This window comes from Lysinibacillus sp. 38-6, from assembly GCF_046245175.1.
In the GTDB taxonomy this organism is placed as follows: domain Bacteria; phylum Bacillota; class Bacilli; order Bacillales_A; family Planococcaceae; genus Lysinibacillus.
The window spans coordinates 1,508,962-1,523,968 of record NZ_CP176417.1; the positions used below are offsets into that span (position 1 = coordinate 1,508,962).

Consider the following 15,007-nt stretch of genomic DNA (forward strand, 5'->3'; position numbering starts at 1 on the left):
TTATTTGGATATTTTTCTGAATTGTGCGATAATTGAAGGAAATTTCTTCACCAATAGGCCAAGCAAATTTCATTTTTAGGAGGGGCTTGCTATGAATCGACGTTTTCAACTGTTCTTACTGATTATGGGCAATTTAATCATACTAGGAGCCATATTCATTTACGCTTTACAAAGTCAAGTACAAGTGGCCTTCAGCACCTATGGCCTCGTGATGGGATTATTAAGTACCCTGCTAATTATTATCTTTTATTTATGGGGAGACGAAGAGCATCAAGTTTGAGTGCCAGTTTGAGTGCCAGGCACATACACAATTCTCACACAATTTATACATCGTCGACTATACATCTATGCATACTCCTGCTCACAAGGTGTATCGTAGACGTTTGCAGTTCCACAAGCTCTGTTTTTTGCATAACGGCGTACTGTGAACACCACAGTGAAATTAACCGTTGAGTGCCAGGCACATACACAATTCTCACACAATTTCTTCATCGTCGACTATACATCTATGCGTACTCCTGCTCACAAGGTGTATAACGTTTGCAGTTCACGCTAGCTCTGATTTTGCATAACGGCGTACTGTGAACACCACAGTGAAATTAACCGTTGAGTGCCAGGCACGCACACAATTCTCATACAATTTCAGCAAATTACTATAAAGGACTCCTCTATCATAAAATGTTGTAATAAAAATTTTTTTGTAGAATTTTAAAAACAATGATTGAGTAGTAAAACAAATTTCTGTATAATCAGCTTGTTTGACAATACTTTTATATGAACTTGGGGGTAGACAATTGGGTAAAGCATTGATTATAGGAGCTGGCGGAGTAGCCAGTGTTGTGGTACACAAGTGTGTTCAAAATTCGGACGTATTTGAGGAAATTTGTATCGCAAGTAGAACTGTTTCAAAATGTGACGCTCTAAAAGAAAAACTAGACGGCGGAAAAACAAAGATTCATACTGCACAGGTAGACGCTGACAATACGGATGAATTAATCGAACTTATTAAAAGTTTCGGACCAGATGTTGTCATTAACGTAGCGTTACCTTATCAGGACTTAACGATTATGGATGCTTGCTTAGCGACAGGTGTGCACTATGTGGATACTGCAAACTACGAGCCACCTGAAACGGCAAAATTTGAATATAAATGGCAATGGGCTTATAAAGAGAAGTTTGAAAAAGCTGGCTTAACGGCATTACTTGGTAGTGGTTTTGACCCTGGTGTAACAGGCGTTTTCACAGCACATGCTCAAAAACATGAATTCGACGAAATCCACTACATCGATATCGTAGATGCAAATGCTGGTGACCACGGTTATCATTTCGCAACAAACTTCAATCCAGAAATCAATATTCGCGAAATTACAGCGAATGGTCGTTACTGGAAAGAAGGCGAGTGGATTGAAACAGCACCACTTGAGAAAAAAGAAGTGTATAACTTACCAGAAATCGGACCAAAAGATATTTACCTACTGTACCATGAAGAATTAGAATCAATTGCTAAAAACATTAAAGGTCTTAAGCAAATTCGATTCTGGATGACATTCTCTGAAAAATACTTAACACACTTAAAAGTATTAGAAAATGTAGGCATGACGTCAATTGAGCCAATCGAATTCGAAGGACAAATGATTCAGCCAATCCACTTCTTAAAAGCAGTATTACCAGATCCAGCATCACTAGGACCACGTACAAAAGGTAAAACAAATATCGGCTGTATAATCCGTGGTTTAAAAGATGGCAAGGAAAAAACGTACTACGTATATAACGTATGTGACCACGAAGCGTGCTATAACGAGGTTGGTTCACAAGCAATTTCTTACACAACTGGCGTACCAGCGATGATCGGTGCAATGCTTGTAATGAACGGTCAATGGCAAAAACCAGGTGTTTGGAACGTAGAAGAATTCGATCCAGATCCATTTATGGATGCATTAAATAAATGGGGTCTACCATGGCAAGAAAGCCATAACCCAGAATTACTTGACTTAGAGATCGAAGCGAAGGAAAGTAGCCGATGAAACCAATTGATTTCACAAAAGTTCCATCACCTTCCTATGTAGTGGATGAACGACTATTAACAAAAAATCTGGAGCTTTTAAAGTCAATACAAGATCGTACTGGCTGCCGTATTTTACTTGCACTTAAAGGGTTTTCAATGCATTCAACATTCCCTTTAGTCGGTGAATACTTAGCTGGTATTACATCAAGCTCTTTATTTGAAGCCCGTCTTGGTTATGAAAAAATGGGCAAAGAAGTTCACGTCTATGCCCCTGCTTATGTTGAGCATGAAATGGACGAGCTTCTAGGCTATGTGGATCACATCGTCTTTAACTCATTCAACCAATGGGCACAGTACAAGGACAAAGTAAAAGCTGCTGGAAAAACAATCGAATGTGGTATTCGCGTAAATCCCGAGTACTCTGAAATTGAAACAGCACTGTACGACCCTTGCTACACAAACTCTCGTCTTGGTACAACATTAGCTAACTTCGACAAAACGCAGCTTGACGGTATTGATGGCTTACACTTCCATGCGATGTGTGAACAAAACTCTGATACATTAGAGCGCATAATTGAAAAAGTCGAAGAAAAATTTGGGGATGTTTTACACCAAATGAAATGGCTAAACTTCGGCGGTGGTCACCATATCACACGTGAAGATTATGATGTTGAAAAATTAGTGAAAATCATTAATTATATTCAAGATAAGTACAATCTCCTTGTATACTTAGAGCCTGGAGAAGCAGTTGCACTCAATACAGGTTACTTAGTAGCAACGGTTTTAGATGTTCAGAAAAACGGAATGGATTTAGCGATTTTGGACACTTCTGCAACTTGTCATATGCCAGACGTGCTTGAAATGCCCTACCGTCCGATGATTATCGGTTCTGGTCAAGCAAATGAATTAGCACATACTTACCGCCTAGGTGGTCTTACATGCCTTGCTGGTGATGTGATTGGTGATTATTCATTTGACAAACCATTAAAACCTGGCGATCGCCTTGTCTTTACCGATATGGCCCACTACTCTATGGTAAAAAACCATATGTTTAACGGTGTCAACCTACCATCTATCGTTTCGTATAACGACGAAGAAGGTATAAAAGTTATTCGTGAATTTAAGTTTGAAGACTATAGCGGTCGACTTTCTTAATCCAAATGAAAACCCCCTCCAATATTGGAGGGGGTTTTTTCTACTTACGCTTCTACACTTTCTTTTTCATCTTCAAGCATTTTGTGTAAATAGTTAATAATTTCTCGAATGCCATCTAAGGAATTCACAAGAATTTTAGGATCTACATACGTAATCATACGGTTTTCTAAATTGGCTACAGCCGTAAAGTAACGTGTTTTTGAATAATTAACAAGTCCCATTTGCTTTAAAATCGACTCATCTAAATCAAGAATTTCACGTGCCTCTGTTACGAGCAACCCGTAGTTCACGACATCCGTATTAAGCACAATAATACGAGCTGTAGCTGCATTTGACGAACGATTATAAAGAATACGCTCAAAATCTAATACAGGAATGAGCTCTCCTCGATTTCTTGTAAATCCTAATAAATAATTTGGTAAATGAGGAATTGGCGTTATTTGTTCTAATTTTTCAATGGATATCGCCTGCTCCACCGGTACAGCATATTCTTCTGTACCACAAGCAAAAACGACTGCCTTTACACTTTCCATAAAGTCACTTCCTTCTCGATTATTGCTCAGTGTTTAGCTGTTTCTTTCACGATTTCAACTAGCAAGTCTGCCAATTTTTCTAATTCTTCAACAGGTATCTTTTCATTTGTCGTATGAATATCTTCATATCCTACCGATAAGTTCACTGTAGGGATACCGAAGCCCGCAATAATATTGGCATCTGAGCCACCACCAGAGATACCTAATTGTGGAGTACGGTCAACATTGCGTGCTGCCGCCATTGCGACTTGCACAACTTTATCTGACTCCGTAACACGGAAGCCCGGATACATCAGTTTTACTTCTACTTCAGCACGCGCCCCCATTGCAGCTGCCACTTGTTCGAACGTATCTTGCATATGCTTTGTTTGGGCATCTAGTTTAGACTTATCGATTGAACGCGCTTCCGCTAAAATGGTTACTTCATCACAGACAATATTCGTTGCTTGACCACCTTCAAAGCGGCCGATATTGGCTGTTGTTTCTTCGTCCAAACGACCAAGCTTCATTTGTGCAATACATTTAGAAGCAACCGTAATGGCCGACACGCCTTTTTCAGGAGCAACACCTGCATGCGCTGTTTTACCGATAATTTTTGTGAAAATTTTCGCTTGGAACGGCGCTGCTGTCACGATGCCCCCAACCTTGCCATCACTATCAACTGCAAAGCCGTATTTTGCGCGAATCATCGTAGGATCTAATTCTTTCGCGCCTACTAGGCCACTTTCTTCCCCTGCTGTAATAATAAACTCAATATCACCATGTTCGATTTGTTGTTCTTTTAAGCGTTTTGCCATTTCCAACATGGCTGCTAAACCTGCTTTATCGTCCGCACCTAAAATCGTCGTCCCGTCAGAAACGATATAGCCATCTTCTCTTAGAGATGGTTTAATGCCCTTTCCTGGTACAACCGTATCCATATGAGAAGTGAAATAAATCGGCTCGATATGTGAAGAGCCTTTTAATGTCGCAATAATATTCCCAGCACCATGCCCATTGCGTGTATGTGCATCATCTTGCACGACAGCAAAACCTAGCGCTGTTAATTTGTCGATTAAAACCGGCGCTATAAGCTGTTCGTGTTTTGTTTCTGAATCGATTTGTACGAGCTCGAAAAACTCTTCTACTAGACGACTTGTCATGTTGTAAGACTCCCTTGATTTACGTGTTTGTCCACGTCATAATATATGTATTAGTTTAGCACAATGACAGAAGAGTTGGAATAATACGCTAGTCGGAACTTCTTTATTTTGACTAATGAAACATTAAAAGCCTGTGAAAAGAGTAAACATAGCTCTTTCCACAGGCTTTTTATATTTGTAAAATAGCTTCCTTTTCCTGTTGCAATGCTTCTAAATAGCGCAGTGCTTTATGATGTTTTTCTTGCAAACGTCTAATCGTATTATGGACATCATCCTGTACACGGGATACTTGCTCTCTTGCCGTAGAAATTTTGGAATGGACAGACCAAGCAGAAAAAATATCATCAAAGAAATAGTCGGCAAATTTTACAAAGCCATCTGTCTCAACTTGCAACGCATTTGTAGACATATCCTGTACATCTAGTAATTCATTATGAAAACGTTGTAAGGCAATTTGAGCATTGTGCAGATAGCTCTCCGTTTTATCCAGCGCCTCATGCTTTAAATGTGTGGCAATAAGACCACCGCCAAAAAACGTATCCCATGTCGAATAGCCGCTCGCTGAATGCAAGGATGCAGCTGCCTGCCCTAGTTTAGTAAGCGCAGTGTCACCCGCATCTTCCGCTTCTTTAATTTCAGACAGTAACTGTTTTGTCATCAGCTCTTCATTGGCAAGCTGTTCTATTTTCTGCGCGACTTCGGGTTCATGTAATTGGAGATAGCTTTTCTTTTTTATATGTAGTATTTCTAATGCTCCCTGAAGTTGCTTTTCATTAATTTGCTTAAGCTTTTTCTTAACTTGCTCAAAATCACTTGTCAGGTCTGTCACCATTTTTTTTGCTTCTTTGATTTTCAATTCTAATATGGCTGCTTGATCGATTTTCTCTGCACGCAACTCGTCTTGTTGCCCAGTCCATGTTCGAATCATATTCATAAACGAAAAGCCCTCAAGCTTATCAAGTTTTAGTCGAATTTGATTGAGTTCTACAGAATGTTTGGTCATTTCTTGTTCTACATGTGCAATTTGCCCTTCAATTAAAAGCTTTTGTTCACTTAATCTATTCGCACTTCTTAGCTGTCCATGAAGTTTTTCCTGCTCCGCCTGTAATTGTTGCCACTCCATTCATCTCAACTCCCCTTTTCTATTTGTACGAATGAGCGAAAGAAATGTTTCAATTATCTGCCATTTTATTTAATTTTTTTAGATTTGCAAACGAATTTTTATAATAAAACCCAGCAACCAAAAGGCTGCTGGGTTTTACTCGAATTTTATAGCGGAATATTTCCGTGTTTTTTCTCTGGACGTGTTTCGTGTTTGTTTGACAACATATCTAAAGCTTGAATAAGTTTGATACGTGTGTCGCGAGGATCAATAACATCATCCACCATACCGCGAGATGCTGCCACGTACGGATTGGCGAATTTCTCTTTGTACTCTTCGATTTTTGCTGCACGCGTTGCTTCTGGATCTTCAGACTTCGCAATTTCACGCGCAAAAATAATGTTCGCTGCACCTGCTGCACCCATTACGGCAATCTCTGCATTTGGCCAAGCGAAAACTAGGTCAGCACCGATAGATTTAGAGTTAAGTGCTACGTATGCGCCACCGTATGCTTTACGTAAAATAACTGTAATTTTTGGTACAGTTGCTTCTGAATAAGCATAAAGGATTTTCGCTCCGTGACGGATAATACCACCGTGCTCTTGTTTTACGCCAGGGAAGAAGCCCGAAACGTCTTCAAAAGTAATAATTGGTACATTGTACGCATCACAAGTACGGATAAAACGAGCTGCTTTATCAGAAGAATCGATATCAAGACCGCCTGCTAACACTTTCGGTTGATTACAAACAAGCCCGACAGATTCACCTGCAATACGCGCAAAACCGACGACTACATTTTTCGCAAATTCAGCGTGAACTTCCATAAATGACCCTTCGTCTACTACTTGTTCCACTACTTTACGCACATCGTATGGACGAGTTGTTTCGATTGGCACAGTATCGACGATTTCTGGACGGTAATCGTCTCCTGCTGGACGTGCCTGACGAGGTGCTTTTTCTTTATTATTTTGTGGTAAATAACTTAACAATTGTTTAATTTGATCAATAGCGGCTTCTTCAGATGGTGCACGGAAGTGAGCGTTACCACTTACTGCATTATTCACCTTTGAACCACCAAGGTCTTCCGCAGAGATTTTTTCCCCTGTTACTGTTTCAATTACTTTTGGGCCAGTAATGAACATTTGAGATGTTTTATCAACCATTAGGATAAAGTCTGTGATGGCTGGAGAATAGACAGCTCCACCTGCACAAGGACCCATAATTACTGAGATTTGTGGAATGACACCAGAATAAATCGCATTACGGTAGAAGATATGGCCGTAACCATCAAGAGATAGGACACCCTCTTGAATACGCGCACCGCCTGAATCGTTAATACCGATGAATGGTGTGCCATTTTTAGCTGCAAGGTCCATTACCGTTGCCATTTTTTTAGCGTGCATTTCACCAAGTGCTCCACCGAATACTGTGAAATCTTGAGAGAATAAGTAAACTGGACGTCCGTTAATTTTACCGAAACCTGTCACTACGCCGTCTCCAGGACCTTCTAGTTTGTCCATTCCGAAGTCTACTGTACGGTGTGTAATGAATGGGTTAATCTCGAAAAACGTGCCTTCATCTAGCAATAATTCAATACGCTCACGAGCAGTTAGTTTACCTTTTTCATGTTGCTTTTCGATGCGTTCATAGCCACCGCCAAGCTCAATTACCGTCTTACGATCATATAAATCATTAATTTTATCGAACATATCCATACTAATCACTTATCCCCTTTTCCACTTTTATCACATAATTCATATAGCACGCCGAAAGATGATTTAGGATGCATAAAAGCAACTTCTGCACCACCAGCACCTGGTCCAGGCTCTTCTGATAAAAGACGTACGCCTTTTTCGCGCAGTTCTGCCATACGCTCACGAATGCCTGTTACACCGAAAGCAACATGGTGAATGCCCTCGCCACGTTTTTCGATGAATCCGTGAATCGTGCTTTTTTCGCTCATCGGTTCTAGTAATTCAAGTTTCACATTGCCAGCGTCAATAAAAGCAACACGAACTTGCTGAGATTCAACCTCTTCTACTTTCAGTAACTTTAAACCTAAAGTTTCTGTATAATATGTAATGCGTTCATCAAGATCACGCACCGCAATCCCAATATGGTCTACTTTCTCCATGGTGACATCTCCTTCTGTTATGGTACATACCCTATTTTACAGATTTTTTTGTCAAAACTCTACTACTTGAGAAATTTTTCAGATTTGCTAAACTATTTATAAGAAAAGAAGGAGCGAACGAGCATATGAGTAATAAAAAATTTCAAAAAATCGTTGTTTATGCGATGATTGCTATTATGATAATCTCATCTCTTGCATTCGGTTTATCGATGCTAGTTTAAAAAGGTATGGAGCGTCCACACTACTGTGGGCGCTTTCCTTTTACCTTTATACCTTTAAATGACTGCTTAATCTCCAAATAGCGATCCATTTCTTCAATGAATTGATAGAGCGCAGCTTGTGCAATAAACTCTTGGTGGTTTGTCGGTAGTGGTAATGCGGCAAATTCTCGCTTTACGCGCTCTAATTTCTCCCGATAACGACCTGCCGTATTGCCTGAATGAACGTGCTCTCCTAGGTCTTGTAGAAAGTCTGCAACGACTTCTGCCTCTTGTACTATAACAGGAAGTGTCGTTATTTTCGGTAGCACTCGTTCAATAATTTCAAGCTGCTGTTCACGCATATCAAAATAAACATAGTAATCATTTTGTCTTCTAGTAAAATGATTTTGGACATCTTTAAACGCTAATGATTTTGCATCGTTCAACATTTTGACAGCTTGAATAATTTCCTGCCCATCCCATAATGTATCGCCCTGTCTTAAATAGCTAGCAATTTCTAAAAATATCTTACTGTACAGTTCCTCTATTTTCACTCTATAGTAATTTAATTCCTTTTGAATGTCTGGCATATACATATTAATGGCAATCCCCGTACCATAGCCAATAGCCATCAATGCAAACTCATTTGATACAAGTGCCCACGAAAACCCTTTTGCAGCGTATATATGCATAATAATGACCGCACTCGATACAAAGCCATCAGCAACCTTTAACGACACAATCGTCGGTATAAACAATATAAGCATTCCTGCCAATGTTAGCGGATGATAAGAAAATAGCTCAAAGCTCAAAAATGCATACAGCATACCGACAATGCTTGCGACAAAGCGGGTATAAGCAGCATGGAGGGATTTTTTCTTCGTTGGCTGCACACATAAGATCGTTAGAATACCAGCTGAAGCATAAGAAGCCAATTCAAAATACTGCGCAATCGCAATGGCAATAGCCGCCCCGATTGCTGTTTTTAATGTACGATAGCCGATTGAAAATTTCTTCAAGTCGACTGCCTCCCATCCTACAGCATACTTAACGAATAGTTATTCATTAGAAGCTTTTCTTATCTATTAAAACTTGCTATTTAGCCAATATTGCAAAAATTATAAAAGGATTTGGCTAAAGTGTTTCAAACACTTTAACCAAATTTTTATGTCACCATGTGAAACAATGGTAATTATTCATGAACAAGCTTATAGTTCTTCACAATACTCTTCAAAGTTTGCTTGTAAGTTTGTTACAACTGACATTGGATCATGACCTTCGATTTCATAACGGCCTACCTCTGCTACTACTTGTCCATCTTTTAACAGAACAAATGATGGAGAAGATGGTAAGTGGTCTTCACCAAAGTGATAACGTGCAGCAGCTGTTGCTTCCTTATCTTGGCCAGCAAATACAGTGACTAAATGATCTGGTCGTTTATCGTAATGTACGCATTGTGCTGCCGCTGGTCGAGCGATGCCTCCAGCACAGCCACATACTGAATTGACCATCACTAATGTTGTACCTGGACGAGCAAACGCCTCTTCAACAGCCTCTGGCGTGCGTAATTGCTCATAGCCTGCAGCCTCAATTTCTGCACGTGCTGTTTTTAAAATTTCTTGCATAAATAAATCGTAATCCATATTCATAAAGCGATAGCTCCTTTCAATTTCGCGCTTGTCTTTCTACTTTGTGTGCTTTAGATTGATGCGCTCATACATCTCCTATCATAGCAGTAAGTGATACTTTTGTGCACCTACATGCTCATAGAAAAACGTATATTCTTTCTATTATTGCTCATCGCTAAACAAACGATCTACACCTTGCGTTACCGTTAACTGCCCATTCAAAATTTGGCGCTCTAAGGACTGAACTTGTTCTTTACGCTCTGGATTGCCGTAAAAGGCGTCTATAAGATGATCCGTAATCATCGATTGGAACCAATCTCTCGTTTGATTTTGGCGTCGAATGGACCAATAATGATTCGCTTCCACCGTTTTTCTAAATTCACCGATCGTGTCCCATACTTTGTCGAGACCCTTTTTTTCCCACGAACTAACCGGCATGGCCGTAGACATCCAGCCTGGTGTTGCAGGTTGAAGGAAATGCAATATTTGCTTGTACTCCGATACAGTTTTTTTCGCTAGACGGACATTATCACCATCAGCCTTATGCACAACAATTGCATCCGCCAATTCCATAATGCCTTTTTTCATGCCTTGTAACTCATCCCCTGCTCCTGTTAACACCAGTAGCAAGAAGAAATCAACCATACCTCGGACATACGTTTCACTTTGCCCGACGCCAACCGTCTCTATTAAAATGACATCGTAGCCAGCTGCTTCACAAACAAGCATCGTTTCACGCGTCTTTTTATGGACACCCCCTAGGGTACCAGCAGACGGTGAAGGACGAACGAATGCATTCGGCTTTTTCACTAATTCTTCCATACGTGTTTTATCGCCTAAAATACTGCCTCCAGATAATGAAGAACTCGGGTCGATTGCAAGGACTGCTACTTTTTTACCCATCTCACATAACATCGTTCCGAAAGCTTCGATGAAAGAACTCTTCCCTGCTCCTGGTACACCCGTAATGCCAATACGGACACTGTTACCTGTATGCGGTAATAGCTCTTGTAATAGCTCTTGCGCCTGCGCTTTATGTGTACTATTGGAACTTTCAATTAGCGTAATGGCTTTCGACAATTGCACACGTGAGCCCGCACGTACTTGTCGTGCAAGCTCCTGTATATCTATTTTGTCTGCTTTTTTCTTTCGGAATTTTTTCGGTACGCCATATTGCATACCGTCGTGAGATGCCTCGACGCCACCCATGACAAATAGAGCACTTTCTTGCATCTCTTTGTTTTTGTCCATTATTTAGACACTTCCTCGTAACCTAAACGTTTATAGATTTCCTCAATGATTTTTATGGCTGATACAGGGATTACTGTACCTGGACCAAAAATAGCAACTGCCCCTGCATCATAAAGGAATTCATAATCTTGGGCTGGAATAACGCCTCCAACAATGATGATAATATCTTCACGACCTAGTTTTGTCAGTTCAGCAACTAATGCTGGTACTAATGTTTTATGACCCGCGGCTAATGACGATACGCCGATACAATGAACATCATTTTCAACTGCCATTTGTGCCGTTTCTTCTGGTGTCATAAATAGTGGTGAAATATCGACATCAAAGCCTAAGTCAGCGTAGCCTGTTGCAATTACTTTCGCACCACGATCATGCCCGTCTTGTCCCATTTTCGCCACTAAAATACGCGGACGACGACCTTCATTTTCAAGAAACTCTTCTGTCATATTTTTCACTTCTGTAATTTGCTCTTCATCAGAGAAGTTTGCAGAATACACGCCTGAAATAGAACGGATCACTGCTTTATGGCGACCAGAGACCACTTCGATGGCATCAGATATTTCTCCAAGCGATGCACGCGCACGCGCCGCATCTACCGCTACTGCCAGTAAGTTTTCCTCGCCATCTTGTGCGGCTTTCGTTAAACGCGCAAGATGTTTTTGCACTTCTGCTTCATCACGCGCTGCCTTCATCGCATCTAATCGCTCAATTTGCTTTTGACGTACAAGCGTGTTGTCAATATCAAGAATATCGATTGGTTCTTCTTTTTCTAGTCGGTATTTGTTCACGCCGACAATTGTTTCTGATTTCGAGTCGATTTTTGCCTGGCGTTTCGCCGCTGCTTCTTCAACTTTCATCTTCGGAAGACCTGTTTCAATCGCTTTTGCCATACCACCAAGCTCTTCAATTTCTTCGATTAACGCCCATGCAGACTTTGTAATTTCATCTGTTAATTTTTCAACATAATATGAACCACCCCATGGATCAATCACTTTTGTCATAGCTGTTTCTTCTTGTAAAAATAGCTGCGTATTACGTGCGATACGTGCCGAGAAGTCTGTAGGTAATGCAATGGCTTCATCTAGTGCGTTCGTATGCAATGATTGCGTATGTCCCATCGAAGAAGCATTCGCTTCGATTAAAGTTCGCGTTACGTTATTGAATGGATCTTGCTCTGTTAAAGACCATCCAGAAGTTTGCGAGTGTGTACGTAATGCCAATGTCTTTGGATTTTTTGGATTGAACGTAGACATCATTTGCGCCCAAATGCGACGTGCTGCACGCATTTTGGCTACTTCCATGTAATAGTTCATACCAATAGCCCAGAAGAATGATAAACGTGGTGCGAAGGCATCGATATCAATACCCGCTTTTAATCCTGTACGAACATACTCAAGACCGTCAGCTAATGTGTAGGCCAACTCGATATCATTTGTAGCACCAGCTTCTTGAATATGATATCCAGAAATGGAGATCGAGTTAAATTTCGGCATATATTTAGCTGTAAATTCAAAGATGTCCGCAATAATTTTCATCGACATGGCTGGTGGGTAAATATAAGTGTTACGCACCATATATTCTTTTAAAATATCATTTTGAATTGTCCCTGCAAGCTGATCTGGTGTTACCCCTTGTTCTTCTGCAGCTACGATGTAGAATGCCAGTACAGGTAGTACCGCACCATTCATCGTCATGGACACGGACATTTGATCTAACGGAATTTGATCAAATAAAATCTTCATGTCTTCTACAGAGTCAATCGCTACCCCTGCTTTCCCAACATCACCCGTAACGCGAGGGTGGTCAGAGTCATAACCACGGTGTGTCGCTAAGTCAAAGGCAACCGAAAGCCCTTTTTGCCCCATGGCCAAATTACGTTTGTAAAACGCATTGGATTCTTCAGCGGTAGAGAAACCTGCATACTGACGGACCGTCCAAGGACGAGCAACATACATAGTAGGGTATGGACCACGTGTATTTGGCGCAATCCCAGCTACATCTTGTAAGTGTTTCACATCTGAAATATCATCTTTTGTATAAATGTCTTTAATTTCAATACCTTCATTTGTCATGAATTTTTCATCTGACGCTGCAGGCGCTTCAGCTGATAATACTTTTTCGATTTCAATTGCATTAAAATTTGGCTTGCTCATCGTTGGACCTCCTTCATGCTTGCGAACACTGAATTTAATTTTTCAATAATGTTCTGTCCTGCGAAAATAAAGCCGTTTAAGCCATGTGCTAACCAAGCTTCTTCTTCGTCTTTAAATTTACCAGCAACATCTACAATAACGTGGGCAGGTTTGCCAGCTAAAATTGCTGGTACCCATTCTTTTGTCGTCTCGTCATTACCGGCAATGACAACATATTTCGCGTCTGTTGCTTGTAACCATGTGAGCGCTTCCTCGACGGTAGCAACTGGTTCGCTTTTTTCTGGCACAAGACCAACCGTATTTAAGAACCCTGAAACAAAATCAGCACGCGGCTTAGAGCTTTTTAGTGAGCCTAACGCTAGAATGCCAGTTTTCACATCGGCTGCTGTCATTTGTCCTCGCAATTGTTCAAACGGAATCGAAATGCGCTTCACATCTGCAAATAATGGGTTCGTTTCACTTGCAAGTACATCGTCGGGATTTGCATAAATATTCGTACCGATAAGTGATTGTTTGCGTGTTTGTGCTGCTTGGATGCGCGCTTGGTAAGATACAGCTAACGCTTCGGCTAATAGACCAGATGCACTATATGCGTCAATACCTCCTGCAGCTTCAATATCTAAAAATAATGCCCACGCTTCTTTTACGAAGTCGGCTGTTAACGATTCAATAAAATAAGAACCACCAGCTGGATCGATTATTTTTAATACATTTGTTTCTTCTTTTAACACTAAAGAGACATTACGCGCAATACGAACGGATTGTTCTGTAGGCTTCGTTAATGCATCATGTGGGTGAACTGTAAAGACATCCGCACCGCCAATTAATCCAGAAAGCGCTTCATTTGCAGCACGCAGTAAATTAACGTAAACATCCAATTTCGAAAAGCTTCGAAGTGACGTTTCAGCTAGCGTTGGGATTTTCACATTTTCTGTTACGCCATAAGCGGATGAGAACGCTTTCCAAAGTACTTTAAAAGCACGTAGCTTAGCGATTTCTGTGAAGAATTGCGTATCAATAGCAAATGACACATAAAATTGTTGGGCAAAGGCTTCAAAGTGTTCTTCTTGCTCCGCATATTTCGCTGCAAGGGCAAGTGCATACGCTAATTCTTGGACAGCATTCGCGCCTTCATTATGATAAGCTACTGTGTTTGCACATAAAGTTCGTACATTAGGCAACTCTACAAGTTTGATAGGCTTTTCACATAAAATGAAACCATGAACTGCTTCACGTTGCTCAGTAGGGATGTGGTTGAATACTGCCACTAATGGGTCATCTTGACTTTTCACCGTTATTTTAAACGAATATTCAGTGAAATAAGTAGCTAAACGTGCCAATACTTCTTCAGTCCATACAAAGTTTACACGGCTATCAACTGTGACAATCTCATTACCACGAGCTAAGCTATCATCAAGTTGTGCAAAAAAGGCTTCGCTTGTTTCTGCATATACTTGTTGTGCCACACGAAATACTTGATTATTTTGTAGGGAACGAATTGTGGCCACTTGTTTATCAAGCTCATCTCCTAGTTTTGCTACTAAACTTTCTTGTGTGTAAAGAGGTTCTAACGTAATACCTTCACTAGTTTTCGTTAAAAGAGACTCGAATGGTTTCCCTTTTAAAGCTTTGATTGCTGCATCTTGCCATTGTGAATAGGAAGGCTTTTCAAATTCAATATTTTTCATGTTATTTGACATGCGG

The 15,007-nt window shown here is 40.5% G+C and carries 14 protein-coding genes; 4 read left to right on the forward strand and 10 right to left on the reverse strand.

Annotation, left to right across the window (positions count from 1 at the left end):
• Positions 1–91 precede the first annotated feature (91 nt).
• The 3 genes from ACKVEV_RS07850 (at position 92) to nspC (ending at position 3,160) form a co-directional block, all read left to right on the forward strand.
• Positions 92–280, forward strand: coding sequence for a hypothetical protein (locus ACKVEV_RS07850; RefSeq protein WP_409369846.1), 189 nt, complete (start codon positions 92–94; stop codon positions 278–280).
• Positions 281–794: 514 nt separating this feature from the next.
• Entirely contained in the window at positions 795–2,024 is a 1,230-nt protein-coding gene (locus ACKVEV_RS07855; protein WP_024361143.1) for a saccharopine dehydrogenase family protein, read from the forward strand.
• Positions 2,021–3,160, forward strand: coding sequence for a carboxynorspermidine decarboxylase (gene nspC, locus ACKVEV_RS07860; protein ID WP_409369847.1), 1,140 nt, complete (start codon positions 2,021–2,023; stop codon positions 3,158–3,160). The genes ACKVEV_RS07855 and nspC overlap by 4 nt, the downstream gene beginning before the upstream one ends.
• Before the next feature lie 44 nt (positions 3,161–3,204).
• Here nspC and ACKVEV_RS07865 read toward each other — a convergent pair whose 3' ends face one another.
• The 5 genes from ACKVEV_RS07865 to mce all read right to left on the reverse strand — a co-directional run bounded on the left by ACKVEV_RS07865 (position 3,205) and on the right by mce (position 8,071).
• Entirely contained in the window at positions 3,205–3,693 is a 489-nt protein-coding gene (locus ACKVEV_RS07865; RefSeq protein WP_409369848.1) for a chemotaxis protein CheW, read from the reverse strand.
• Positions 3,694–3,719: 26 nt separating this feature from the next.
• Positions 3,720–4,835, reverse strand: a complete 1,116-nt coding sequence (locus tag ACKVEV_RS07870) for a M20/M25/M40 family metallo-hydrolase (RefSeq protein ID WP_409369849.1) — start codon at positions 4,833–4,835, stop codon at positions 3,720–3,722.
• Between the two features lie 169 nt (positions 4,836–5,004).
• Positions 5,005–5,958, reverse strand: coding sequence for a hypothetical protein (locus ACKVEV_RS07875; RefSeq protein ID WP_409369850.1), 954 nt, complete (start codon positions 5,956–5,958; stop codon positions 5,005–5,007).
• A gap of 146 nt (positions 5,959–6,104) precedes the next feature.
• Entirely contained in the window at positions 6,105–7,652 is a 1,548-nt protein-coding gene (locus ACKVEV_RS07880) for an acyl-CoA carboxylase subunit beta (protein ID WP_409369851.1), read from the reverse strand.
• A gap of 5 nt (positions 7,653–7,657) precedes the next feature.
• Positions 7,658–8,071, reverse strand: coding sequence for a methylmalonyl-CoA epimerase (gene mce / locus ACKVEV_RS07885; RefSeq protein WP_409369852.1), 414 nt, complete (start codon positions 8,069–8,071; stop codon positions 7,658–7,660).
• Positions 8,072–8,196: 125 nt separating this feature from the next.
• On the opposite strand from mce, the gene prli42 reads away from it, so the two are divergent.
• Positions 8,197–8,292 carry a stressosome-associated protein Prli42 gene (gene prli42, locus ACKVEV_RS07890; RefSeq protein WP_402921686.1) on the forward strand — a complete coding sequence of 32 codons (96 nt, stop codon included), beginning with the start codon at positions 8,197–8,199 and terminating at the stop codon, positions 8,290–8,292.
• A gap of 20 nt (positions 8,293–8,312) precedes the next feature.
• On the opposite strand, the gene ACKVEV_RS07895 is transcribed toward prli42, so the two are convergent.
• The 5 genes from ACKVEV_RS07895 to ACKVEV_RS07915 all read right to left on the reverse strand — a co-directional run bounded on the left by ACKVEV_RS07895 (position 8,313) and on the right by ACKVEV_RS07915 (position 14,991).
• The gene (locus ACKVEV_RS07895) at positions 8,313–9,290 is read right to left on the reverse strand and encodes an aromatic acid exporter family protein (RefSeq protein ID WP_409369853.1); all 978 of its coding nucleotides are present in this window, start codon (positions 9,288–9,290) and stop codon (positions 8,313–8,315) included.
• 189 nt (positions 9,291–9,479) lie between these two features.
• Positions 9,480–9,920 carry a BrxA/BrxB family bacilliredoxin gene (locus ACKVEV_RS07900; RefSeq protein ID WP_024361151.1) on the reverse strand — a complete coding sequence of 147 codons (441 nt, stop codon included), beginning with the start codon at positions 9,918–9,920 and terminating at the stop codon, positions 9,480–9,482.
• Between the two features lie 141 nt (positions 9,921–10,061).
• Entirely contained in the window at positions 10,062–11,150 is a 1,089-nt protein-coding gene (meaB, locus tag ACKVEV_RS07905) for a methylmalonyl Co-A mutase-associated GTPase MeaB (protein WP_409369854.1), read from the reverse strand.
• Positions 11,150–13,303: a methylmalonyl-CoA mutase gene (scpA, locus tag ACKVEV_RS07910; protein ID WP_409369855.1), complete on the reverse strand. Its 2,154-nt coding sequence runs from the start codon at positions 13,301–13,303 to the stop codon at positions 11,150–11,152. The genes meaB and scpA overlap by 1 nt, the downstream gene beginning before the upstream one ends.
• On the reverse strand, positions 13,300–14,991 hold the full coding sequence (locus tag ACKVEV_RS07915; protein ID WP_409369856.1) for a methylmalonyl-CoA mutase family protein: 1,692 nt from the start codon (positions 14,989–14,991) through the stop codon (positions 13,300–13,302). Before ACKVEV_RS07915 ends, scpA begins: the two co-directional genes overlap by 4 nt.
• Positions 14,992–15,007 lie beyond the last annotated feature (16 nt).

Bases quoted from the DNA above. Each gene is read 5' to 3' on its own strand.
- mce (WP_409369852.1), bottom strand. From the start codon at position 8,071: ATGGAGAAAGTAGACCATATTGGGATTGCGGTGCGTGATCTTGATGAA.
- ACKVEV_RS07915 (WP_409369856.1), bottom strand. From the start codon at position 14,991: ATGAAAAATATTGAATTTGAAAAGCCTTCCTATTCACAATGGCAAGAT.
- ACKVEV_RS07865 (WP_409369848.1), bottom strand. From the start codon at position 3,693: ATGGAAAGTGTAAAGGCAGTCGTTTTTGCTTGTGGTACAGAAGAATAT.
- ACKVEV_RS07850 (WP_409369846.1), top strand. From the start codon at position 92: ATGAATCGACGTTTTCAACTGTTCTTACTGATTATGGGCAATTTAATC.
- meaB (WP_409369854.1), bottom strand. From the start codon at position 11,150: ATGGACAAAAACAAAGAGATGCAAGAAAGTGCTCTATTTGTCATGGGT.
- ACKVEV_RS07900 (WP_024361151.1), bottom strand. From the start codon at position 9,920: ATGAATATGGATTACGATTTATTTATGCAAGAAATTTTAAAAACAGCA.
- ACKVEV_RS07875 (WP_409369850.1), bottom strand. From the start codon at position 5,958: ATGGAGTGGCAACAATTACAGGCGGAGCAGGAAAAACTTCATGGACAG.
- ACKVEV_RS07870 (WP_409369849.1), bottom strand. From the start codon at position 4,835: ATGACAAGTCGTCTAGTAGAAGAGTTTTTCGAGCTCGTACAAATCGAT.
- nspC (WP_409369847.1), top strand. From the start codon at position 2,021: ATGAAACCAATTGATTTCACAAAAGTTCCATCACCTTCCTATGTAGTG.
- prli42 (WP_402921686.1), top strand. From the start codon at position 8,197: ATGAGTAATAAAAAATTTCAAAAAATCGTTGTTTATGCGATGATTGCT.
- ACKVEV_RS07880 (WP_409369851.1), bottom strand. From the start codon at position 7,652: ATGGATATGTTCGATAAAATTAATGATTTATATGATCGTAAGACGGTA.
- scpA (WP_409369855.1), bottom strand. From the start codon at position 13,303: ATGAGCAAGCCAAATTTTAATGCAATTGAAATCGAAAAAGTATTATCA.